22 protein-coding genes are annotated in these 20888 nt (G+C 67.7%); 9 read left to right on the forward strand and 13 right to left on the reverse strand.

Going from position 1 to position 20888, the window contains the following annotated elements; all coding sequences use genetic code 11:
- Window positions 1-21: 21 nt before the first annotated feature.
- The 3 genes from SI859A1_RS10525 to SI859A1_RS10535 all read right to left on the reverse strand — a co-directional run bounded on the left by SI859A1_RS10525 (window position 22) and on the right by SI859A1_RS10535 (window position 2529).
- Window positions 22-1161, reverse strand: a complete 1140-nt coding sequence (locus tag SI859A1_RS10525; RefSeq protein ID WP_009209753.1) for a DUF2336 domain-containing protein — start codon at window positions 1159-1161, stop codon at window positions 22-24.
- A 160-nt stretch (window positions 1162-1321) separates the two neighbouring features.
- Window positions 1322-1942, reverse strand: a complete 621-nt coding sequence (locus SI859A1_RS10530) for a flavin reductase family protein (RefSeq protein ID WP_040326454.1) — start codon at window positions 1940-1942, stop codon at window positions 1322-1324.
- A gap of 2 nt (window positions 1943-1944) precedes the next feature.
- Window positions 1945-2529 carry a nitroreductase family protein gene (locus SI859A1_RS10535; protein ID WP_040325677.1) on the reverse strand — a complete coding sequence of 195 codons (585 nt, stop codon included), beginning with the start codon at window positions 2527-2529 and terminating at the stop codon, window positions 1945-1947.
- Window positions 2530-2691: 162 nt separating this feature from the next.
- On the opposite strand from SI859A1_RS10535, the gene SI859A1_RS10540 reads away from it, so the two are divergent.
- The gene (locus SI859A1_RS10540; RefSeq protein ID WP_081451370.1) at window positions 2692-3849 is read left to right on the forward strand and encodes an RgsD C-terminal domain-containing protein; all 1158 of its coding nucleotides are present in this window, start codon (window positions 2692-2694) and stop codon (window positions 3847-3849) included.
- 36 nt (window positions 3850-3885) lie between these two features.
- Here SI859A1_RS10540 and SI859A1_RS10545 read toward each other — a convergent pair whose 3' ends face one another.
- Window positions 3886-4740 (reverse strand): lysophospholipid acyltransferase family protein, encoded by an 855-nt coding sequence (locus SI859A1_RS10545; RefSeq protein WP_009209757.1) that lies wholly within the window; start codon window positions 4738-4740, stop codon window positions 3886-3888.
- A 102-nt stretch (window positions 4741-4842) separates the two neighbouring features.
- A complete protein-coding gene (thrS, locus tag SI859A1_RS10550) occupies window positions 4843-6819 on the reverse strand; it encodes a threonine--tRNA ligase (RefSeq protein WP_040326455.1) in 1977 nt (658 codons plus the stop codon).
- Window positions 6820-6973: 154 nt separating this feature from the next.
- Here thrS and SI859A1_RS10555 point away from each other — a divergent pair, with 154 nt between their 5' ends.
- A complete protein-coding gene (locus tag SI859A1_RS10555; protein ID WP_040325678.1) occupies window positions 6974-7465 on the forward strand; it encodes a LysM peptidoglycan-binding domain-containing protein in 492 nt (163 codons plus the stop codon).
- A 24-nt stretch (window positions 7466-7489) separates the two neighbouring features.
- On the opposite strand, the gene yidD is transcribed toward SI859A1_RS10555, so the two are convergent.
- Window positions 7490-7885 carry a membrane protein insertion efficiency factor YidD gene (gene yidD, locus SI859A1_RS10560; RefSeq protein WP_040325679.1) on the reverse strand — a complete coding sequence of 132 codons (396 nt, stop codon included), beginning with the start codon at window positions 7883-7885 and terminating at the stop codon, window positions 7490-7492.
- A 48-nt stretch (window positions 7886-7933) separates the two neighbouring features.
- Entirely contained in the window at window positions 7934-8380 is a 447-nt protein-coding gene (locus SI859A1_RS10565) for an iron-sulfur cluster assembly scaffold protein (protein ID WP_040325680.1), read from the reverse strand.
- A 259-nt stretch (window positions 8381-8639) separates the two neighbouring features.
- Here SI859A1_RS10565 and folE point away from each other — a divergent pair, with 259 nt between their 5' ends.
- The 3 genes from folE to SI859A1_RS10580 all read left to right on the forward strand — a co-directional run bounded on the left by folE (window position 8640) and on the right by SI859A1_RS10580 (window position 10759).
- The gene (gene folE, locus SI859A1_RS10570) at window positions 8640-9263 is read left to right on the forward strand and encodes a GTP cyclohydrolase I FolE (RefSeq protein ID WP_009209762.1); all 624 of its coding nucleotides are present in this window, start codon (window positions 8640-8642) and stop codon (window positions 9261-9263) included.
- Between the two features lie 8 nt (window positions 9264-9271).
- Entirely contained in the window at window positions 9272-9703 is a 432-nt protein-coding gene (gene hisI / locus SI859A1_RS10575) for a phosphoribosyl-AMP cyclohydrolase (RefSeq protein WP_009209763.1), read from the forward strand.
- 111 nt (window positions 9704-9814) lie between these two features.
- Entirely contained in the window at window positions 9815-10759 is a 945-nt protein-coding gene (locus tag SI859A1_RS10580; RefSeq protein ID WP_009209764.1) for a patatin-like phospholipase family protein, read from the forward strand.
- 52 nt (window positions 10760-10811) lie between these two features.
- Here SI859A1_RS10580 and SI859A1_RS10585 read toward each other — a convergent pair whose 3' ends face one another.
- Both SI859A1_RS10585 and SI859A1_RS10590 read right to left on the reverse strand, forming a co-directional pair.
- A complete protein-coding gene (locus SI859A1_RS10585) occupies window positions 10812-11243 on the reverse strand; it encodes a CBS domain-containing protein (protein WP_009209765.1) in 432 nt (143 codons plus the stop codon).
- Between the two features lie 72 nt (window positions 11244-11315).
- On the reverse strand, window positions 11316-12062 hold the full coding sequence (locus SI859A1_RS10590; RefSeq protein WP_009209766.1) for a rhomboid family intramembrane serine protease: 747 nt from the start codon (window positions 12060-12062) through the stop codon (window positions 11316-11318).
- A gap of 405 nt (window positions 12063-12467) precedes the next feature.
- Here SI859A1_RS10590 and SI859A1_RS10595 point away from each other — a divergent pair, with 405 nt between their 5' ends.
- The 3 genes from SI859A1_RS10595 to SI859A1_RS10605 all read left to right on the forward strand — a co-directional run bounded on the left by SI859A1_RS10595 (window position 12468) and on the right by SI859A1_RS10605 (window position 14953).
- Window positions 12468-13067, forward strand: coding sequence for a PilZ domain-containing protein (locus SI859A1_RS10595; protein WP_050767707.1), 600 nt, complete (start codon window positions 12468-12470; stop codon window positions 13065-13067).
- 291 nt (window positions 13068-13358) lie between these two features.
- Window positions 13359-14612 carry an AI-2E family transporter gene (locus SI859A1_RS10600; protein ID WP_009209768.1) on the forward strand — a complete coding sequence of 418 codons (1254 nt, stop codon included), beginning with the start codon at window positions 13359-13361 and terminating at the stop codon, window positions 14610-14612.
- Between the two features lie 128 nt (window positions 14613-14740).
- Entirely contained in the window at window positions 14741-14953 is a 213-nt protein-coding gene (locus SI859A1_RS10605; RefSeq protein WP_040325682.1) for a hypothetical protein, read from the forward strand.
- A 165-nt stretch (window positions 14954-15118) separates the two neighbouring features.
- On the opposite strand, the gene SI859A1_RS10610 is transcribed toward SI859A1_RS10605, so the two are convergent.
- The 3 genes from SI859A1_RS10610 to SI859A1_RS10620 all read right to left on the reverse strand — a co-directional run bounded on the left by SI859A1_RS10610 (window position 15119) and on the right by SI859A1_RS10620 (window position 17642).
- Window positions 15119-15493: a hypothetical protein gene (locus tag SI859A1_RS10610; protein WP_040325683.1), complete on the reverse strand. Its 375-nt coding sequence runs from the start codon at window positions 15491-15493 to the stop codon at window positions 15119-15121.
- Window positions 15494-15537: 44 nt separating this feature from the next.
- Window positions 15538-15927, reverse strand: coding sequence for a hypothetical protein (locus SI859A1_RS10615; protein WP_040325684.1), 390 nt, complete (start codon window positions 15925-15927; stop codon window positions 15538-15540).
- 131 nt (window positions 15928-16058) lie between these two features.
- On the reverse strand, window positions 16059-17642 hold the full coding sequence (locus SI859A1_RS10620; protein ID WP_009209770.1) for a bifunctional aminoglycoside phosphotransferase/ATP-binding protein: 1584 nt from the start codon (window positions 17640-17642) through the stop codon (window positions 16059-16061).
- A gap of 142 nt (window positions 17643-17784) precedes the next feature.
- Here SI859A1_RS10620 and SI859A1_RS10625 point away from each other — a divergent pair, with 142 nt between their 5' ends.
- Complete coding sequence (locus SI859A1_RS10625) at window positions 17785-18135, forward strand: c-type cytochrome (protein ID WP_009209771.1); 351 nt, start codon at window positions 17785-17787, stop codon at window positions 18133-18135.
- Window positions 18136-18179: 44 nt separating this feature from the next.
- Here the strand turns inward: SI859A1_RS10625 and SI859A1_RS10630 are convergent, their stop codons facing one another.
- Window positions 18180-20873, reverse strand: coding sequence for a bifunctional acetate--CoA ligase family protein/GNAT family N-acetyltransferase (locus SI859A1_RS10630; protein ID WP_009209772.1), 2694 nt, complete (start codon window positions 20871-20873; stop codon window positions 18180-18182).
- Window positions 20874-20888 lie beyond the last annotated feature (15 nt).

The following is a 20888-nucleotide window of genomic DNA, read 5'->3' on the forward strand; positions in this document are numbered from 1 at the left end:
GACGCTGATTTTCGCTGCTGCCTATGCTGCGAGCTGGCGGGCGTGCTGGCGCGCGGCCTCGCGGCTGGTTTCGCCGGCAAGGCGATGCAGGAAGCGCATGATCTCGTCGAAGCCCGAATCGCCCTGCGTGGCCGTGAACGACCCGGCGACCCGCTGCATGACGACCTGCGGCACGTCCTCGACCGCCACGGACAGGCGTCCAGCGGCCAGGTCACGCCACACCGCGACGGCGCAGCGAAACAGCGGGGCCGAAGCGACGGGAAGTCCGGCCGCCGTCATCAGCGTGCGGAAGGCACTCTGGCGACCATCGGCAAGGATCGTGCGGACGCGGCGGTCAGACATGGCCGAGAGCCGCACCAGCGCTGCGGCGAACAGATCGATATTGCCGGTGCAGACCGTGCGCAGCAGGAAGGCGACGTTGAGCTGGCCGCTGGCGCGCAGATGCTCGACCAGCGCCGGCACTTCGGCCTCGCCGACATTGTCGGCCAGGAGCGCGGTTGCCCGTTCGCAGGCTTCGAAGGCCAGCCTGTCGGCACGTTCGCCGCCGATAAGGTTGCGCAGCATCGGCAGTTCCGCCAGCGCCTGCCCGGTCCGCAGGATCAGGGTCTGGCGCACGGTGGACGGCAGGTCGTCCCGCGCCACCAGCGCACCGCGCAGCGCTGCGACATCGCCATGCCGCTCGGAAATCCGGCGGTAGCTGATGCTGGCGATCCCGGCGCCCGGATTGCCGAGCAGGGTGATGCAGGTGGCGGCCGCGGCCAGTTCCGCCAGGGCCGCCGCGACCCGTGCCGAGACAAGGCGGCGCGCGGCGATGGCGTCCCGGAGGGCCTCGGAGCCGGTTGCGACGAGGTCAATCAGGTCGTCATCGGATAATGCCGGCGAGCGGCCGGCGACGATGCAGGCAATGCTGTCATTGTCCTCGCAGAGCGCGCGCAGGACGGCGCGCGGCGCCCCTCGCCCGTCGGCCAGTTCCAGTGCCATGGCCTGGCGCACCTTCGGCGAGGGATCGTCGAGCATGAGCATCAGGGCCGCGTCGGCACCCGGCCGCTCCTCGGCGGTGATGCGCCCGTCGAGCAGCGCCCGCGACAGGATCGCGGCGCCTTCGGCCCGCTGCGTGCTGGTCGCCGTCTCACACCATTTGACGAACCGCTGAACGATCATGGAACTGGCGACCTCTGCTGCGCACCCGACTGTTGGAAAGGAGTGTGTCAGGCAAAGGTTTAGGTTTCGTTCACCATATCGATCGACGGAGCATCAACCATGTCGGCAGGTCGCCGCCCCTGCGACCTGTCCCTCGCAAGGGCGCGTTTCGCCTCGGAGATCAGCTGTCGCTGGCATCCTCGAGCGTCGGCCGGCGCATCTGGAATACCTCGTCCGCGACGGCGTAGTCGAGATAGCCGAGCCGCGACAGCGGACGGGCGAGGCTCATCTCCAGCATGCCGTTCTTCAGCACCGATTCGGCGATGTGGATGCCGACGACCTGCCCGATGACCATCACCCAGTCCGACGGCTTGCCGTCGACGTCGACCGGCTGGAACGACTGGGTGACCTTGCATTCGAGCGCCGCCGGGCTCTCGGCCACGCGCGGCGCGGCGACAAGGCGGCACGGCGCCTCGGTCAGGCCGGCCAGTTCGAACTCGCTGCGGCCGCGCGGGGCCGGCGCCGAGGTGCGGTTCACCGCCGCGGCCAGATCGCCGGTCGCCATGTTGGCGACGAACTCGCCGCTCTCGATGGCGAGGTTGGCCGAATCCTTGAAGCCGGCCGAGGCGAACATCACCAGCTTGGGATGGTCGCTGACCGCGTTGAAGAAGCTGTAGGGCGCGAGATTGACCGCGCCGTCCTTCGCGCGCGTCGAAATCCAGCCGATGGGCCGCGGGGCGACGATGGCCTTGAACGGGTCATGCGGCAGTCCGTGGTCGCCGCGCTCGGGTTCGTAGAACAGCATCACTTCGCCTCCCGCGCCCGTGCCTCGGTGACGATGTCGGCGAGGTCGGGTCGCGGACGTTCCGTCGGCGCGTCCTGCGGGGTGCCGACATGGACGAAGCCGACGACCTTCTCGTCCGCCGCGATGCCGAGAAGCGCCTTGGCGTCCTCGTCATAGGCGATCCATTCGGTCACCCAGTTGGCGCCGTAGCCGCGCGCATGCACCGCGGTGACGAGGTTCATCGCCGCCGCGCCGGCGGACAGCACCTGCTCCCACACCGGGATCTTCACATGCTCGCGGGCCGTCGACACGATTGCGATGACCAGCGGGCTGCGGCTGAGCCGGGTCGATTCGGCGCGCTGGCGCGCCTCGCCCAGCGGTGCGCCCTCGCGCGCCTCGGCCAGTTCGGCGAGCGCCTTGCCCAGATCGTTCGCAGCGTCGCCGCGGTAGAGAATGAAACGCCACGGCGCCAGCTTGCCGTGATCGGGAACGCGCGATGCGATCTGCAGGATCTGGTCGAGCTCGGCCCCGTCTGGTGCCGGCGCGGCGAGCAGCGGAATCGGGATCGAGCGCCGGGTGGCGAGGAATGTCGTCGTGTCGGTCAAGGCAGCGTCCTTACGTGATGGTGCGTTCCAGCTAGCCCTTGGCGGCCGCCAGATCAAACCGGCCGCGCCGCGCGAAACGGCGGGTCGGCGCGGCGAATTCGCCGTCGCATGAGCATTCGCCTTGAATTCGTCCATCATCTGGGGTCATGAGAGACGGGGTTTGTGAAAGCAGGGGTCTGGTTCGTGGCGGTCGATGCCCGTCTTGTGGCGATCATCAGTTCGATAGTGGTCGCGACGAGTCCGGGGCTGGCGCAGGATATCCCGATTCCGTCGCTGCTCGATCGCGGTGGCGGCCTGTTCGGCGGCGAGCCGCGCAAGCCGGGCGCCTATGTCTCCCCTTCCGCCAGCGAATTGCTGCCCAATGCCGCGGATGTGGGCGCAGCGCCGACGCGCGGCCTGCAGCGGTTCGACCCGATCGCCCTGCCCGTCGCACCCGGCATTCCGAAGGCGCCGAAGATCGAGCTTCCGGGTCTGCCCGCCTACGCGCCGCAGAACATGCCCAGCCAGGACATCATCCGTTCGCGCGCGACGCTGACGTTGAAAGCGCGGCTGACCGAGGACGGCGAGCCGATCCCCAACGGGCTCGTCTGGCGGCTGTTCTCTGCCATTCCGGCCATCGACGGGCGCGCGACGCTGATCGCCTCGTCCGAAAGCAGCGAAGCCAATTTCGAGGTTCCGGCGGGCTCCTACATCCTGCATGTCGGCTTCGGCCGCGCCGGGGTCGTGAAGCGGATCGACTTCACCGGCGTGAAGACGCAGGAGACCATCACGCTGAATGCCGGCGGCCTGCGGCTAGACGCCATGGTCGGCGACGGCCAGACGATAGAGCCGGCCCGCCTCTCCTTCGACGTGTACAGCGACGCCGAGACCGAGAGCGACCGCGACCTGATCGCCAGCGACGTGCCGCCCAACAAGGTGCTGCGGCTGAATGCCGGCACCTATCATATCGTGTCCAGCTACGGCTCGGTGAACGCGTCGGTGCGGGCCGACATCCGCGTCGAGCCGGGCAAGGTCACCGACGCGACCCTGCAGCACCGCGCCGCCTTGCTGACGATGAAGCTGGTGCGCGAGCTCGGCGGCGAGGCGATCGCCGACACGGCATGGTCGGTGACCACGGCCTCGGGCGATCCGGTGCGCGAAAGCGTCGGCGCCTTCCCGTCGATGGTGCTGGCGTCGGGCGACTACGTCATCGTCGCCCGCAACAACGACAAGGTCTACCAGCGGGCCTTTGCGGTGGAACCCGGCCAGAATACCGACGTGGAAGTGCTGACGTCGGATCTCGCGGAGACGCCGGACCCACTTGCCGGATCGGGCGACTAGCCCCGCACGATCATTCCCTTCGGTCGACAGTAAGAATCAGGCGGCGATCGGTTCGCACACGGATTGGGGCTGGGCCGCCGGCCGCGCGAGACTGAAGACGGCCTGGCGCAGGCGCTCGGTCAGTAGCCGTCGGTCGCCGATGGCGGACAATTCCCCGGATGCGATCAACGGCCCGATGCTGAGGTCGATGGACCCGCCATATCTGCGCCGGAACTCGCCGATCAGCAGCCCGACGCGAAGCGTCATCGACCAGCGGCTGACGAGGTGGAACAGCGGCCCGTTCTGGCCATGGACATGGATCGGCAGAACGGCGGCGCAGCCTGACCGGATCAGCCGCGCCGTGAACTGCTTCCAGGGCAGATCGGCTGCCTCGCCGAAGATCTTCGGCGCCGTGGCCACGCCGCCGGCCGGGAAGACGACGATGGTCGTGCCCTCGGCCAAGAGTCGCATCGCCTCGACCCGCGTCGCCATGTTGGCGGCCATCGCCGCGCGCGTCTCCTCGAAGGACACCGGCAGCCCATAGGCGGCCATTTCGGGGATCTTCATCAGGTCGGCATTGATGAGGATGCGGAACGGCCGGCCGAGCTGCTCCGCCAGGGCCAGAAGCGCGACGCCGTCGCCGATCCCGAAGGGATGGTTGGCGACCATCACCAGGCGCTCGGGCAGTGTCGCCGGGTCCGGGAGGCGGCCCTCGATCCGCAGGCTGATCCGCATCAGATCGAGCATCATGCCGAAGGCCGGCACGTCGCCGGATGCGAGGTGGCGCTGCCAGACCGCATAGAGCCGAGCGAGCCGGCGGCGGCCAGAGAGCTCTTCCATGGAGCGGATGGCGAGGCGCCGGACGAGCGTGTCCGAAGGGCGGGCGTAGGTCAGATGGGTCGTGGTTCGCATCGGCCGGCCATGAACGGTTTTCCGTCCCTAGCCGACCACCGATGACAGGCCGATGACGAAAACGGGCCCCGGATCGGCTCCGGGGCCCGTCGAATGTTCGTCTCAGGCGACCTTGCGGCGCGCCTCCTGCCGGCGCTTCAGGTCCGGCGGCACAGCCTCGTCGGCGAGCGCCGCGACCGCGTCGTCCAATGCCATCGGCGTCTGCTCGCGAGCACCGAGCCGACGGATGTTGACGGTCCGCTCCTCGGCCTCGCGCTTGCCGCAGACCATGATCACCGGGACCTTGGCCATGGAGTGCTCGCGGACCTTGTAGTTGATCTTCTCGTTGCGAAGATCGGTCTCGACCTGCAGGCCGGCCTGGCGCAGCTCCTCGGCGACCTGCAGCGCATAGTCGTCGGCCTCCGACGTGATCGTCGCCACGACGACCTGCAGCGGCGACAGCCACAGCGGCAGATGGCCGGCGCAGTTCTCGATCAGGATGCCGATGAAGCGCTCGACCGAGCCCAGCATCGCGCGATGCAGCATCACCGGCGTCTTCTTCTCCGAATCGCGGTCGATGTAGAACGCTCCGAAGCGGCCCGGCAGGTTGAAGTCCACCTGATTGGTGCCGACCTGCCATTGCCGGCCGATCGCGTCGCGCAAGGTGTACTCGTATTTCGGGCCGTAGAAGGCACCGTCACCCTCAGCGACGGCCGTGGTGATGTGGCCCTTGCCCTGCTCCTCGATGATCGCGAGAACGTCGCGCATCGAGGCTTCCGCCTTGTCCCACAATTCATCCGACCCGACGCGCTTCTCGGGCCGGGTGGACAGCTTCACCAGCACGTCCTCGAAGCCGAAATCACGATAGATCGACAGGATCAGGTCGTTGATCTTCAGGCTTTCGGCGGTGATCTGCTCCTCGGTGCAGAAGACATGGGCGTCATCCTGCGTGAAGGCGCGCACGCGCATCAGCCCGTGCAGCGCGCCGGACGGCTCGTACCGATGCACGGCGCCGAACTCGGCGATCTTCAGCGGCAGGTCGCGATAGCTCTTCAGCCCATGCTTGAAGATCTGCACGTGCCCCGGGCAGTTCATTGGCTTCAGCGCGAAGACCCGCTCATCCTCCGTCTCGGTGACGAACATGTCCTCGTGATATTTTTCCCAATGCCCTGAGGTCTCCCAGAGCGACCGCTCGAGGAGTTGCGGCGCGTTCACTTCCTGGTAGCCCTCGGCCTCCTGGCGCCGGCGCACATAGGAGACGAGCGTCTGGTAGAGACGCCAGCCCTTGGGATGCCAGAACACCGTGCCCGGTGCGTCCTCCTGGAAATGGAACAGGTCCATCTCGCGGCCGAGCCGCCGGTGGTCGCGCTTCTCGGCCTCCTCCAGCATGTGGAGATAGGCTGCGAGCTGCTCCTTGGTGGCCCAGGCGGTGCCGTAGATGCGAGTCAACATCGGGTTGTTGGAATCACCGCGCCAGTAGGCGCCGGCCACCTTCATCAGCTTGAAGGCGTCGCCGATCTGGCCGGTCGCCGCCATGTGCGGACCGCGGCAGAGGTCGAACCAGTCGCCCTGGCTGTAGATCTTCAGGTCCTGGCCTTCGGGGATCGCGTCGACGAGCTCGACCTTGTAGGCCTCGCCTTTCTCGGCGAAGACCGCCTTCGCCTTGTCGCGCGACCAGACCTCCTTGGTGAAGGGCGCGTTGCGACGGATGATCTCCACCATCTTCTTCTCGATGACCGGCAGGTCGTCCGGCGTGAACGGCGTGTCGCGGGCGAAATCGTAGAAAAAGCCGTTCTCGATCACCGGGCCGATCGTGACCTGGGTGCCCGGCCACAATTCCTGCACCGCCTCGGCCATGACGTGCGCCGCATCGTGGCGGATCAGTTCCAGCGCCCGCGGGTCGTCGCGGGTGATGATCTCGATCGCCCCGGCACGGCCGACCGGGTCGGCCAGGTCGCGGACCTCGCCGTCGAGCGCATAGGCGACGGATTTCTTGAGAAGCGATTTGGAAATGCCGCCCGCGATGTCACGGCCGCTCGTGTCGGCCTCGTATTCGCGCACGGATCCATCGGGGAAGGTCAGGGAAACGGCGTTCGCCATCATGTATCTCTTTCGTTCCAGTCCCGCCTACGATCGCGGGTGGTTGCTGTGACCGGCAACGGCCGGCCGAACGGTGGCAGTCGGGTACGATTGCTCAAGGGGTTCGGGCGGGATATATTTGGATGCGGCGTTCCGATGCAAGGGAGCCAGTTCGATGAACATCGAAATCCTGCAGCCGAAGCCTTTCGATCTTGTCGGAAGCCGGATCCTGATCGCCGGTAACGCGGTCGGTTTCGAGGCGCATCTGTCGATCCTCATCGGCGAAGGCCACGACGAGGTTTCCGCCTCCGCCACGGCCGGCTCGACATCGATCCGCCAGTTCCAGGCGGCGGTCGACATTCCCGACGGCACAGCCTTCACCCTCAACCGGCTGTTCGTAACCGTCTCCGACGACAGCGGCGGCGGCGACGGGGTGCCTCCCCCCACCGTGACGGTACCGGTTCTCTACGGCCCGCTGATCCTGCCGGGCTTTTCCGGCTACTGGCTGCACCAGGTCGCTGCTGGCGACACGCTGTCGAAGCTGGCGCTGCGCTATTTCGACGACGCCACCAAGTTCCCGATCATTCACCAGGCGAACCAGCACATCGTCGCCAATCCGAGCCTGATCTTTCCCGGCCAAGTGCTAAGGATTCCGCGCGCCTTCTGAGCGCCGGCCAGACTGGGCGGGCCGCTACTCTGGAGTGCGCACAGCCGGGCGGCCCAGCCGCAGCAAGCGCCACGGCGCCCACCAGCGGTGCCGTGCCGGCAGCGCTTCGGGTACATTGTCGATGCCGCTGGTGCCGAACGGGCCGCAGCGGCCGACCCGAAAGACGGACAACCAGCCGCCGCTCCACAGGCCATGGCGCGCCACGGCCTCATAGGCATATTCCGAGCAGGTCGGCAGATGCCGGCAGTGGCTGCCGATCAGCGGCGACAGGGTCAGCTGGTAGAGGCGCACGAGACCGAGGCCCAGATACCGGCCGGGCGTTGCCCGCCACGGGCCGGAATAGTTGCGCCCAGCTGCGATGCCCATGCCGGCGGCGGCCGCACGGCCAGGATCGGCGTCGTCGGTCTGGCGGTCGCACATGGGCCTAGTGCCCCGCCCGGATCGACGGCGCGTACCGGCCACTCAGGCTCACGCCGCCGCGCTCTTGTCCCGTGCGGCGATCTTGTCCAGCGCGTCGACCACGGCGTCGAAGGTCAGCATGGTCGAGGCGTGGCGCGCCTTGTACTCGCGCACCGGCTCCAGATATCTTAGATCGGCGAAGCGGCCCTCCGGCGGTGCGCCGTTCTCCTTGAGCATCCGCCGCATGGTCTCGCGGGTGGCGCGCAGTTCTTCCGGCGTCGCCCCGACGACGTGGCTCGCCATCACCGACGACGAGGCCTGGCCGAGGGCGCAGGCCTTCACCTCGTGGGCGAAGTCCGCCACGACGCCGTCGGCAAGTTTCAGGTCGATCGTCACGGTCGAGCCACACAGCTTGGAATGCGCCGTGGCGCTGGCATCCGGAGCCTCCAGCCGCCCGATGCGGGGTATGTTTCCCGCCAGTTCCAGTATCCGCGCGTTGTAGACGTCGTCGATCACTTGCACACCAATCCATCGCGCAATTGCCGATGGCCCTGTCATTTCGTTCGGTCGGAAATTATATAGGACGCGTGGCACCGGTTCGAAAGTCGCCGTCAGGTCGGCTTCGACATGAAGCGGCCCCTTGCGGCCACCGAAGATAGAGATGAGCGTGACGAAGATTTCGATTGCGGGCCGGGCCGGCCATCCGGCCAAGAATCCCGACCATCATTCGCAGTGGATCGCAGCGCGCATTCCCACGGCACCGGAGCGCAACGACATGGAATCCGTCGTCAAGAAATTCCCCGAAGCAGCCGACGAGCGCGCGGACGACCGGCCGAGCCGGGCCGAGGCGGAGGCTGCGGTCAAGACGCTGCTGCGCTGGATCGGCGAGGACCCGTCGCGCGAGGGCCTGCTGGAGACCCCTGCCCGCGTGGTGAAGGCGTATGAGGAACTCTTCGGCGGCTACAAGCTCGAAGCCGGCGACGTTCTCGGCCGCACGTTTCAGGACGTCTCGGGCTATGACGACATGGTTCTTGTCCGCGACATCGACTTCCACTCCCATTGCGAGCACCACATGGTGCCGATCATCGGCAAGGCGCATGTCGCTTATGTGCCGGACGGTCGCGTTCTGGGCCTGTCGAAGATCGCTCGCGTCGTCGACATCTACGGGCGCCGTCTCCAGACGCAGGAATCCATGACCGCGCAGATCGCCTCGGCCATTGCCGGCATGCTGGTCCCCAAGGGCATCGCCGTGATGATCGAGGCCGAACACATGTGCATGTCCATGCGCGGCATCCGCTCCAAGGGCTCGATGACCATCACCTCGGCCTTCCAGGGCGTCTTCGCCGAGGATGGGGAGTTCAAGTCCCGCTTCCTCGCGCAGGCCAGCAGCCGCTCGTGACTGCCGACATGTCGCCTGCCCCGCTCTTTGCTGCTCCCTCCTCTGATCACCACGAACAGGAAGAGGGCGCGGTTCTGCGTCCGCGTTTCGACGCGGCCGGTCTTGTCACCGCCGTCGTCACCGACGTGGCGTCCGGCGACCTCCTGATGGTCGCGCACATGAATGCCGAGGCGCTGGACCGGACGCTGGCCACGGGCATTGCCCATTACTGGTCGCGCTCGCGCCAGGCGCTGTGGAAGAAGGGCGAAACCTCCGGCGCCCTGCAGAGCGTCGCCGAGATCCGCATCGACTGCGACCAGGACGCGGTGTGGCTCAAGGTCGCCGCCGCCAAGCCCGATGACACCTGTCACACGGGCCGCGACACCTGTTTCTATCGCCGCGTGGCCGCCGACGGCCGCACGCTCGACGCCTCGCCGGGCCGGGACTCCGACGCCAGTTGATCCTTAAGCAGTTGATCAAACTTTAGGCGCATCATGATCCATTGATCGTGATTGCCAGCCGGAGTGACGCGGATGCTCGATCGGGTTTTCAGCCGCCGGGAAGGACCGCCGATGGACGCCGCGCCGGTCCGGTCCGAGACCGCCAGGAAGCAGCCGGGCATTGCCCTGGCGCTGGGCGGCGGCGCGGCGCGCGGCTGGGCCCATATCGGCGTTCTGCGGGCCTTCGACGAAGCCGGCATCCCCATCTCGATGATCGCCGGCACCTCCATCGGCGCGCTCGTCGGCGGCTGCTACCTCGCCGGCAAGCTCGATGAGCTCGAATCCTTCGCCCTGTCCCTGACACGCCGCGGCTTGATCCGCTTCCTCGACTTCCGTTTCGGTGCCGGCGGCCTGATCGGCGGCATGCGGCTCAGCCGAAAACTGTCGGAGGCGCTCTCGGACCTGCGGATCGAGGATCTCGACCGGCCGCTGGTCTGCGTGGCGACGGAAGCGCGCAGCGGTCACGAAGTGTGGATCGATTCGGGCTCGCTGGTGTTGGCCATGCGCGCCTCATACGCCCTGCCCGGCGTGTTCGAGCCGCTCGACTGCGGCGGGCGCAGCCTGATGGACGGCGCGCTGGTCAATCCGGTCCCGGTGAGCGTCTGCCGCGTCTACGAGGAACGCTTCGTGGTCGCCGTCAACCTGCACTACGATCTGTTCGGACGCGCGGCGGTGATGCGGCTGCGCGCCGACCCTGCGACCGCGGCGACGCAAGCCGCGGACCTCGCCGCCCGCATGGTGGACGCAGCGCCGCTCGACGATCTCGCCCAGCGGCGCGAGAAGCTCGGCATGGCGCGCTCGATGGTCGACGCCTTCAACATCATTCAGGACCGGATCTCGCGGGCCCGCCTCGCCGGCGACCCGCCGGACCTGTCGCTGCAGCCGCGCGTGCGCGACATCGGCCTGTCGGAATTCTTCCGCGCCCGGGAAGCCATCGATCACGGCTACGAGGCGACGATCAGCCGGATCGCCGAAATCCGGCGCATGACCGATATCCCGGCCGACGCCACACGCTAGGTCGGCGCGTTCCCCTGTTCCGGGACCCGGGGCCGGGCCCCGGCGGTTCCGCTCAGCCGGCGGCGATATATTCGCGCATCTCCATGGCCTCGCGCTCGACTTCCTCGATCCGCTGCTTGACCACGTCGCCGATCGATATGATGCCGACCAGACGATCATTCTCGCAGACCGGCAGGTGACGGAAGCGGCCGGTGGTCATCATTTCCATGGCCTGGTTGACCGTGGTCGCCTCGGTGCAGGTGCTCACCTGCGATGTCATCACCTCGCCGACGCTCTGGGAGATGGCGCCGACTCCCGCGGTGCCGAGGACGCGGACCACGTCGCGTTCCGACACGATGCCGGCGACGCCGCCATTCTCGTTGGTCAGGACGATCGCGCCGATGCGCCGGTTCGCCAGAACCTGCATCGTCTCCTCCAGCGTCGCCTCCGGCTTGAGGGTGACGACGTCGCGTCCCTTGGCTTCCAGTATGTGCCGCACGTTCATGGCTGTTTCTCCCGCTGACATGCCCATTCGTGATGGTGTGCCACCACGACGCAGACGGCAAGAGGCCCCGGTTCAGCGGCGCAGCGGCCGGGACAACGGATCGAAGAGCCGGAACAGCAGGAAACCGAAGGCGAAGCCGCCCAGATGCGCCTCCCAGGCGACGGCGCCGCCGCCCATTTCGCCGCCGACGCCGCTTCCGATGAGGAGATTGGTGCCGAAGAACACGGCGATGAAGATCAGTACCGTCCGGTTTCTCAGCGATTCGCCGATCGACACCAGCGGCCCGTTCGACCGGCCCGGCGCCAGCGACACCCTTCCGCCGAAGGCGAAGCGGCAGGCGCCGCCTATCAACGCCGAGACGATGCCGGACGCCCCGATCACCGGAACGATCAGCGTCGGGTTCAAGAGGTAGAAGGCGGCCGCCCCGGCGATGGCGCCGCAGGTGCAGAAGGCCAGGAACCACGTCACCCCGACCCGCCGGGCGACCGGCGTGCCGAATGCCAGCAGCCAGACCGCGTTGGCGCCGAAATGCGTCCAGTCGCCGTGCAGGAAGGCGTAGCTCAGCGGCGACCAGAGATCGGCGCCGGGCGTGCGGAAACCGCAAACCGGATCGAGATCACCATAGCAGCCGGGAATGAAGGCGAGATCGAGAAGCGCCTGCGCCGTGGCGACGGGTCCGAGCAGATAGACCCGCACCCCGTGAACGAGCGCGAAGGTCGCGATCAGGACGAGGATGATCCCCGGCACGTTGAAGGCGGGCGGGTGAGAACGGCGAATTTGGATATCGGCACCGGGCTCGCCGTTGTCTTCTGGTCTCATTGCTGTCGCTCCCCGTGGTCCGGTGCCGTTGCCGGCTTGGTGCCGCGCATCGGTCATGTTCTGCCGACCGCACAGGTCGCGCGCAGATGGTGCCGCCTCGCCTTATGCCAGTGCCCGCACCGGCGTCCCAGAACAAAAAAACCGCCCTGCGCGGCGCAGGGCGGTTGGAAATGCGGTTGCCGTGACTGGAGGGCCAGGAACCCGGTCGTACTGCTGTGTCAAAATCGGACTGGATTTGTCCTGAACGTTGCTAGGCCGGTTCGCCGGCACCAGCAAACCGTTTCGTGCCGGACAGTTAATGGGGTGCAAATCCTCACGGTCGGTCTTACCGCTTGTTAAGCTTCCCGCGATAAGGTGGATCTGCAGCGGAACTCCCCGCCGACGCCCCGAGAAATGGTCGTAGCGATGTCAGCCACAGCCCAGGCGCCCCGTTCGGAGCCAGCCGAACGCAGCAGCTTCATGCGCGTGCGGATCGATCTGCTCGGCCGCTTCATGCGCGAGGACCGGACGGAATTCCCGTGCCGGGCCGAGAACATGTCGCCGGGCGATGTCTCGGTCACCGCCTCCGTGGTGCCGGTCGAGAACGAGCGGATCATCGTCTATATCGACCATATCGGCCGGCTCGAAGGCGCGGTCTCGCGCGTCTTCGAGGGCGGGTTCGACCTGGCCTTCCAGTCGACGCCGCGCAAGCGGGAGAAGCTGGCGGCGCAGCTCACCTGGTTCGCCAACCGCCATGAGTTGTCGCTGCCGGAAGACCGCCGCCACGAGCGGAACGCGCCGGAAAACCCATTCGTCGACATGGTTCTGGACGACGGCCGCCGCTACCCGGCGCAGATCATCGATCTGTCGCTCTCCGGCGCCGCCGTGACCAGCAGCATTCGCCCGGCGGTCGGCTCGCGCATCACCCTCGGCACCACGACCGGACGGATCGTGCGTCACATCGAGGACGGCTTTGCGGTCGAGTTCAGCGCCGAACGCGCCAGGCACGCCCCGAACATCGTTTAGCACGAGACCGTCGGACCAACATCGTTTGGCACGAGTCCGTCGACCGTGCTGTCGTGACAGCTGCTGCCTCGGCGGCTGACCACGCTGCGTACGGCCCCTGTTTTCGGCGCGTCCGCCTGAACACGTCGGACTTCAGCGCCGCTCTGGTCCATCCGCATCCCCGACAACGCGCCCTTTCGATGGAACGCACCGCCGTCTCGGCCATTGGGTGCATGACCGCGCTCACGCGGCCGTGAGGCAGCTGTCCCGGCGTCGGTCCGACCGCAGACCACAGATGCGACAGGAGACAGGATGGCCGGGTCCGCCACCACCCCTACCCCCCATTCGGACGGCGAACGGGCCGCGCGTACCGAACGTGTCTCGAAGGTCTCGCGCCTCCCCTGGCAAACCATCGCCATCGGACTGCTCTCGATCATCACGCTGATCCTGGTCGGCTGGGCGCTGCAGGCGATGAGCTCGGTCGTCGTGCCCTTCATCTTCTCGATCCTGATCGCCCTCGTCGTGGCGCCGGTGGACAGCATGGTCAAGCGGCGCATGCCTCGGCGGTTCGGCTGGCTCGGCCATGTGGCCGCGATGGGCCTGATCATCGTCATCCTGTTCGTCTTCCTCGGTGGACTCTGGCTGTCGGCGCAGCGGATCTCGGAAGCCTTCCCGCAGGTCTCCCAGAAGATCGAGGAGCTGGCGCCGATGATCTCTTCCGGCTCGTCGGGGAATGCCGAGGGAGCGCAAGGCGCGTCGACGGCCGGCGGCGAGACTGCCGCCGGCGCCGCCGGGTCGTCCGGAACCTCCGACTCGTCGGACGTCTATTCCAGCGTCACCGACCAGTTTCGCGGCGCGGGCGGCCAGCTCGGCAGCAGAATCGCCGAATATGCGTCGAGCTACGCCAGTTCGGTGCTGAGCTCCGCCGGTTCGGCGCTGGCGGCCATGGTGCTGATCTTCTTCTTCACGCTCCTGATGCTGATCGAGGCGCCGAACTGGCGCGCCAAGGTCTGCGCGGTCGTCGATCCCGACCAACGCAGCGGCGTGTTCGAATCGCTGGACGTCATCGCGCGCCAGCTCCGCCGTTATCTCCTCATCCGCGTCGTGCTGGGACTGCTGACGGCCGGGCTCTACGCCGCGTGGCTCTGGTTCTTCGGCGTCGATCTCCTGCTGGTCTGGGCGATCCTGGCGTTCCTGTTGAACTTCGTGCCGACCCTCGGCTCGCTCGTCGCCGGCGCGCTGCCGGTCGTTCACGTCTATGTGCAGCAGGATTTCCGCACCGCGGTGATCGTCGGCATCGGCATTCTCGTGATCGAGCAGATCATGGGCAATTACGTCGACCCACAGGTGCAGGGGAAGCAATTGTCGGTGTCGCCGCTGGTCATCCTGCTGGTGCTGCTGGTCTGGGGCTGGGTCTGGGGTGTCGCCGGCGCGCTTCTGGCGGTGCCGGTCACGATCGGCATCATCGTGACCTGCGCCCATCTTCCGCGCCTGCGCCCCGTCGCGCTGTTCCTCAGCGACGAAACCAGCATGGACGATCTCGACGACATCGTGAGCGCTAAATGAGATCGGGTCCCGGCTGACATATCCCTGTCAGCGAATGCTGGCATTTGTCCCCCGATGACACATATCAATTCGTGGCAGCGTGGTTCGTCTATGCTGCCTTCGACGTTTCGTGAAAAAGGACTTTCGCGATGAGCAGGCATCGACAGTTTCAGGACGTTTCCGCCAACCGCGCCGTGCCGGGCACCGACACCGTGACGGGCCGCAGTCGCTGGCTCGACGGCTGGAAAGGCGAACCGATGCTGGCGGAGATGCTCGACGACCCGATCGTCCAGATCCTGATGTCGCACGACCGTGTCAGCCGCGAGGAGATCGAGACGATCGCGTCGCGCCACGCGGCATAGAAGCGACGATCCGCCACGCCTTCAGACACAGCACGAGGTCGGCAACAGCCCCTCCGACAGACCAAAGCCGTTGTCCTGATCGTCAGGACGACGGCATCGCTTTATCTGGCAATGGCGGGCTTTCGCTGGCCGGACTGGCTGCTGCCAGCCCGGAGGTCGGTCGCGCTATTCTGCCGGATCGTCCGAACGGATCCACGCGGTGACCAGCGGTTCGGAAACCTCGTCCACCAGGCTCGCCTCCAGCCGCGGGAGGCTCGTCTCCATCTGCGCATAGTCGGCTGCGGCCGCGGCCATCCAGTCGCGCTGGAGCCGCAGGGCATCGGCCGGTCCCTCGCATGCGGACAAGGCGCGCATCGCCCGGCCATCGGCAAGACACCGCCGGCCGGCCATCTCGTGCATCTCCGCCGACAGCCGCGCGGCCGCCTGCGCCGCATGCACCCCGACCATCACGGCGGTCTGCCAGCCCTGCATCTGCAGGAACATGAGTTCGGTCGGCGTCAGCCAGGCAACTGTGTCGGGCGTCGTGTTCGAAACTGTCATGGTATCGCTCCGTGCGGTCGAAGAGTTGGGGGCGGCAGTGCCGCTCAGATCGGCCCGACCTTCACGACCTGGTAGGTGTGGGTCTCGCCGCCGCGCCGGATCGAGACGTATTCCCCCGGCACGAAGCGCTCCTGATCGAAGTGGAAACCGATCTCGTCGTCGGCCGGCCCGGCCTCGTAGTCGAAATACCACGTGCCGCCGGGCTTGCGCCGCAGCCGCCCGATCCGGTCGCTCTCGCCGTCCTGGAAGTGGCGGACGCGGCAGGCCGCCTGATGCGGCTTCCATTCCGCCGGATCGATCCGGCTCTCCGTGTCGAGCGGCACCAGAAGGTCATAGCCGTAGCGGCTGTCGCCGCCGGGATGGTCCTTCTCGCGGGCAAGTTCCAGCCGGACGTGCCGGAACGAGGCGGGAAAGTCTTGCGGCGTGGTGGTCATCGGGATCTCCTTCGATCCGCCCAGCCTAACTGCGATCGCGGACCCGACATTGATCGGCGTCAAGCGCGGGACCGGTCGGCGTAGATCGCTGCTCAGCGTCAGCGATCGCGCCCCGCCGGTCGGCGCCAAGGCTAACCCAGCTCTGTGTCACGCGCGTCTCGCCCCTGTCGGCTGCGCTGCAGGTGTTCGCCCTGCCGATCGACGGCGCGGCGGGCCGTCTCTGCAACCCGCTCGGGTTCGCCATCCCCGTCGATCCGCTCCCAGTCGATGTCGCCGGGATCGCGAGCGAGTTGCTGCCTCACGATCGCGGTCGTGGCGTCGGAGGGATCGTTCCGACGCGCCGCGACCCGGCGCAGCATCTCGGCTGGATCGACATCGAGCCAGAGACCCTGGAAATCGACGCCGGCGTCGCGTGCGGTCGCGGCGATGCGGCTGCGGTCGACGGCGCGCTCGAAGGTGGCGTCCGCCACGACGCCGTAACCCAGCCGTAGGATGTGCTCGGCGTCTGCTGCCATGGCCGCATAGACCCGCTCGGTCGTGTCCGACGTATAGGCATTGGCCTCCAGCCGGGTCTCGGCCGACACGCCACAGAGACGCTTGCGAATGCGATCGCTGGACAGCGTGCGCGCGCCCGGTGCCGGGCCGATGCGCGGCGCCAGAGCGGCGGCGACCGTCGACTTGCCGGAACCCGACAGGCCGCCGACGGCGATCAGCCGGGCCGGCCGGGGTTTCAGAAGGTCGAGCGCCAGCGCGAAATAGCGTTGGGCCTCGGCGCGGATATCGCTCGCCCGTGGCCCGGCATCCGAGAGCTGCGCGGCACCGACATGGGCCCTGACCGCAGCGCGCACCGCCATGAAGAAGGGCAGCGCCGGCAGACCGCCCTCGTCCCGGGTCGCGTCGAGATAGCGGTTGAGAACACGATTGGCGAACTCCTCCAGCCCGCGATGCCAGAGATCCATCAAAAGGAACGCCAGATCGTAGAGGGTGTCGGTGGTTCCCAGTGCCTCGTCGAACTCGAGGCAGTCGAACAGCACCGGTTCGCCGTCGACGGTGCAGATGTTGCGCAGATGCAGGTCGCCGTGGCACCGCCGCACCCGGCCGGCCTTCGCGCGCCCGTCCAGAAGCGGCCCGAGCCGCGCCAGCTCCCGGCGGAACCGTCGATTGAAGCGGTCGGTCTCCTCTCCGCCGAACAGCTCGGTCGCGGCGAACGCCGCCTCGTTGATGTCGAGGACCGCTGCCATCCGCATGGCGCCGTCCGGCGCGGGATCAGGCGGGATCGTCTCGTGGAACGCCGCGATGGTCCGGGCGAGACGATCCATCAGCGGACCGGTCAGCGTGCCCTCCATGGCGCGCCGGTCGAGAAGGCCGTCCGCATCGAAGCGGCGCATCTCGACGACCGCGTCGACAAGCTCTCCGCCGCCATCGAGGGCGAGGCCGCGCCCGGGCGCGCGCGTGATCCTGCGAACGGCGCGGTAGAGCTGCGGCGCCGTGCGCCGGTTGAGGTCGAGTTCGCGTTCGCAGGCCGCAAGCCGCAGGGCGGACGTCGAGAAATCCACATAGGGCCGTTTGACCGGCCGCTTGAGCTTCACGGCAGTCTCACCACCCAGGAGCACGATGGAAATATGGGTGGTGACGGTCTCGATCCGTTCGGCCGGAACGCCGGCGAAGAGCGAGGAGCGGATGCATTCGAGGACTGTGTCGTCGGCTTCGTGCATGACGCCCCGCTTTTCCGGCAGCCGATCGGCCGCGCGCGCCGTTGCCTCGCCCGGATCAGATCGCCCCGCATTGATCGGCGTCAAGGCGGGGTGCCGCGCGCGGTGGTGAGATGCCGCGACGGGTACACACCGGGAGACGACGATGACGCGATCGACATCCATGCGGGGGCGGCTGGCACTGATGGCCATGGCGGTGGCGGGCCTTGCCCTGCTGCTATCCGCAGCCACGGCACAGGATCTCGCACAGATCGCCAACGGCCAACGCTTTCTCGAAACTAATTGCGCCCGTTGTCATGCCATCGCGCGGACCGGCACCAGCCCGCATCCGCAGGCACCGGCGTTCCGCACGCTGTCGCAGAGCTATCCCATCGCCAGCCTCGAGGAGGCATTGGTGGAAGGCCTTTGGACCGGGCATCCCGACATGCCGGAGTTCATCTTCGGTCCCGGCCAGGCACGGGCAATCATCGCCTATATCGAGAGCATCCAGGACTAGCCATGATACGGGGCGGCGGCCGGCGCCCCCGTCAGCACTCCGCCTCAGGCGTCAGCCTCTCTGTCGAATTCGATGGTGACATGCGCGGTTTCTGAGAAGTCTTCCGTCCTGTCGGCGCGGAAGCCGAGGTCGCGGGCCATCTGCAACATGGTGACGTTCTCGCGCAGCACCTCGCCATAGACGCGGTGCAGGCCGCGCTTGCGGCCATAGGCGAGGATCTCCGACAGGAGCCGGTAGCCGAGCCCCCGCCCCTTCATGTCCGAGCGCACCAGCACGGCGAATTCGGCGGCCTCGTTCTCCGGGTCGGAGACGAGGCGCGCGACACCGTAGATCGGCCCCTGCCCGTAGGCACTGCCCGGCTCGACCGCGACCAGCGCCATCTCGCGGTGATAGTCGATCTGCGAGAACCGCGCCGCCGTCTGGTGCGGCAGCGCCTTCATCGGGGCCATGAAGCGCAGCCGCAGATCCTCCTGCGTACAGCGCGCGACCATCTCCACCAGCGGATCTTCGTCCTCCGGCCGGATGGGCCGCAGCACAAAGCGTTCGCCGTTGCGCAGTTCGACGGCGCGCTCCAGTTCGCGCGGATAGGGCCGGATCGACGGCGCGACCCGCACCGCGCCCGCCGCGTGCAGCGAGATGCGGGCGTCGAGTGCCAGCACACCCTCGGCGTCGGCGAGCAGCGGATTGATGTCGAGTTCGGCGACATCCGGCAGATGCACCGCCAGTTCGGACAGGCGCACCAGAACATCGGCCAGGGCATCGAAGGCAACCGGCGCCACGTCGCGATACCCCGCGAGCAGCTTAGAGATCCGGGTGGCGCGGATCATCTCGCGCGCCAGGACGGAATTGAGCGGCGGCAGGCCGATGGCGCGATCGCCGATCACCTCCGCCGCCTTGCCGCCGCGACCGAACAGGATCACCGGGCCGAAGGTCGGGTCCGGCGCGATGCCCGCGATCAGTTCATAGGCGCCGTCGCGCACGATCATTGGCTGCACGGTGAAGCCGTCGATGCGCGCATGCGGGGCGTATGCGCGCACGGCCTCCAGCATCGCCTCGGCGCTCTCGCGCATCTCCTGCGCCGAGCCGATATTCAGGCGCACCCCGCCGGCATCGGATTTGTGGGAGATCTCGGCGGAGACGATCTTCAGGACGGCGGGGGCCCCGATCGCCTCGAAACAGGCGACCGCGCCGTCCACATCGCCCGCCATGCGGGTGGTCACGGTCGGGATTCCGAAGGTCGCGAGCAGCCGCTTGGCCTCGTACTCGCTCAGGATCGTGCGGCCATCCCGGCGGACGGTCTCGATCAGCTCCTGCGCACTTGCGATATCCTCGTGGCCGATGGCGACGCCGGCCGATGGCGTTTCGAGGAGAAGCTCCTGATTGCGCTTGTATTCGACGAGATGGGTGAAGGCCCGGATCGCCTTTTCGGGACTGTCGAAGGTCGCGACCTTCTCGGCGGCGAAGAGGTCGCGCACCGGGGCCGCGGAGGTTCCGCCGAGCCAGTTGGTGAGCACCGGAAACCGCGGACGCCGCTTGGCGATCGCGGCAATGCGGCGGCCGGCCTCCATGCCGTCGGCAACGGCGGTCGGGCAATTGATGACGAGGATCGCGTCGCTCTCGCGCTCCTTCATCAGGATGTCGAGCGCCGCGCCGTAGCGCTCGGGCGTGGCGTCGCCGATGATGTCCACCGGGTTGGCGCGCGACCAGGTCGGCGGCAGCACGCCGTCGAGCGCGGCAATCCCCTCCTCGCTGAGTCTGGCCAGCCGCCCACCGTCGGATTCCAGCGCATCGACGGCCAGGACGCCTGCTCCGCCGCCATTGGTCAGGATGGTCAGCCGGTCGCCGGAGATCCGCACGCCGCTGGCCAGCGTTGCGGCGGCTTCGAACAATTCCTCGATCTCGCGCACCCGCAGGATGCCGGCGCGTCGGAAGGCGGCGTCGTAGACGACATCGGAGCCGGCCAGCGCGCCGGTGTGGGACTGCGCGGCCCGCGCGCCGGCCGCGCTGCGCCCGGCCTTGATCACCAGGACTGGCATGGAGCGAGCCGCCAGCCGGGCGGCCGACAGGAATTTCTGCGCCTCGGTGACGTTCTCGACATAGAGCAGGATCGAGCGGGTCGTCCGGTCGGTCGCCAGATAGTCCAGCATGTCGCCGAAATCGACGTCGGACATGTCGCCGACGGACAGGAGATGGGAGAAGCCGATGCGGCGCTCGTCGGCCCAGTCGATGACCGAGGTCAGCATCGCGCCGGACTGGCTGACCAGAGCGATGTCGCCGGCCCGCGGCATCAGATGGGCGAAGCTGGCATTGATGCCGGCGGCCGGGGAAATCAGGCCGAGGCAGTTCGGCCCGACGATCCGCATGAGATGCGGGCGCGCGGCGTCCAGCACCTGCTGGCGCAGGGTGGCGCCGTCCACCGCCTCGCCAAGGCCGGCCGAAATGACGATCGCGGCGCAGCAACCGCGCTCACCGAGCGCCGAGATGATGCCAGGCACTGTGCGCGCCGGCGTGGCGATCACGGCTAGGTCCGGCACTTCGGGTAGCGTTTCCACCGAGCGATGGCATTGCCGACCGTGGATCTCGCGCGCGTGCGGATTGACCAGCATGATCCGGCCGGCGAAGCCGCCGGAGACCAGATTGTCGACCAGCACCGAGCCGACCGATCCCGGCTCGTTGCTGGCGCCGATCAGCGCAATCGACCGCGGCGCGAACAGCGCATCGAAATTGCGGATACTCATGCGGCGCCGGCCGTC

Source organism: Aurantimonas manganoxydans SI85-9A1 (assembly GCF_000153465.1).
GTDB lineage: Bacteria > Pseudomonadota > Alphaproteobacteria > Rhizobiales > Rhizobiaceae > Aurantimonas > Aurantimonas manganoxydans.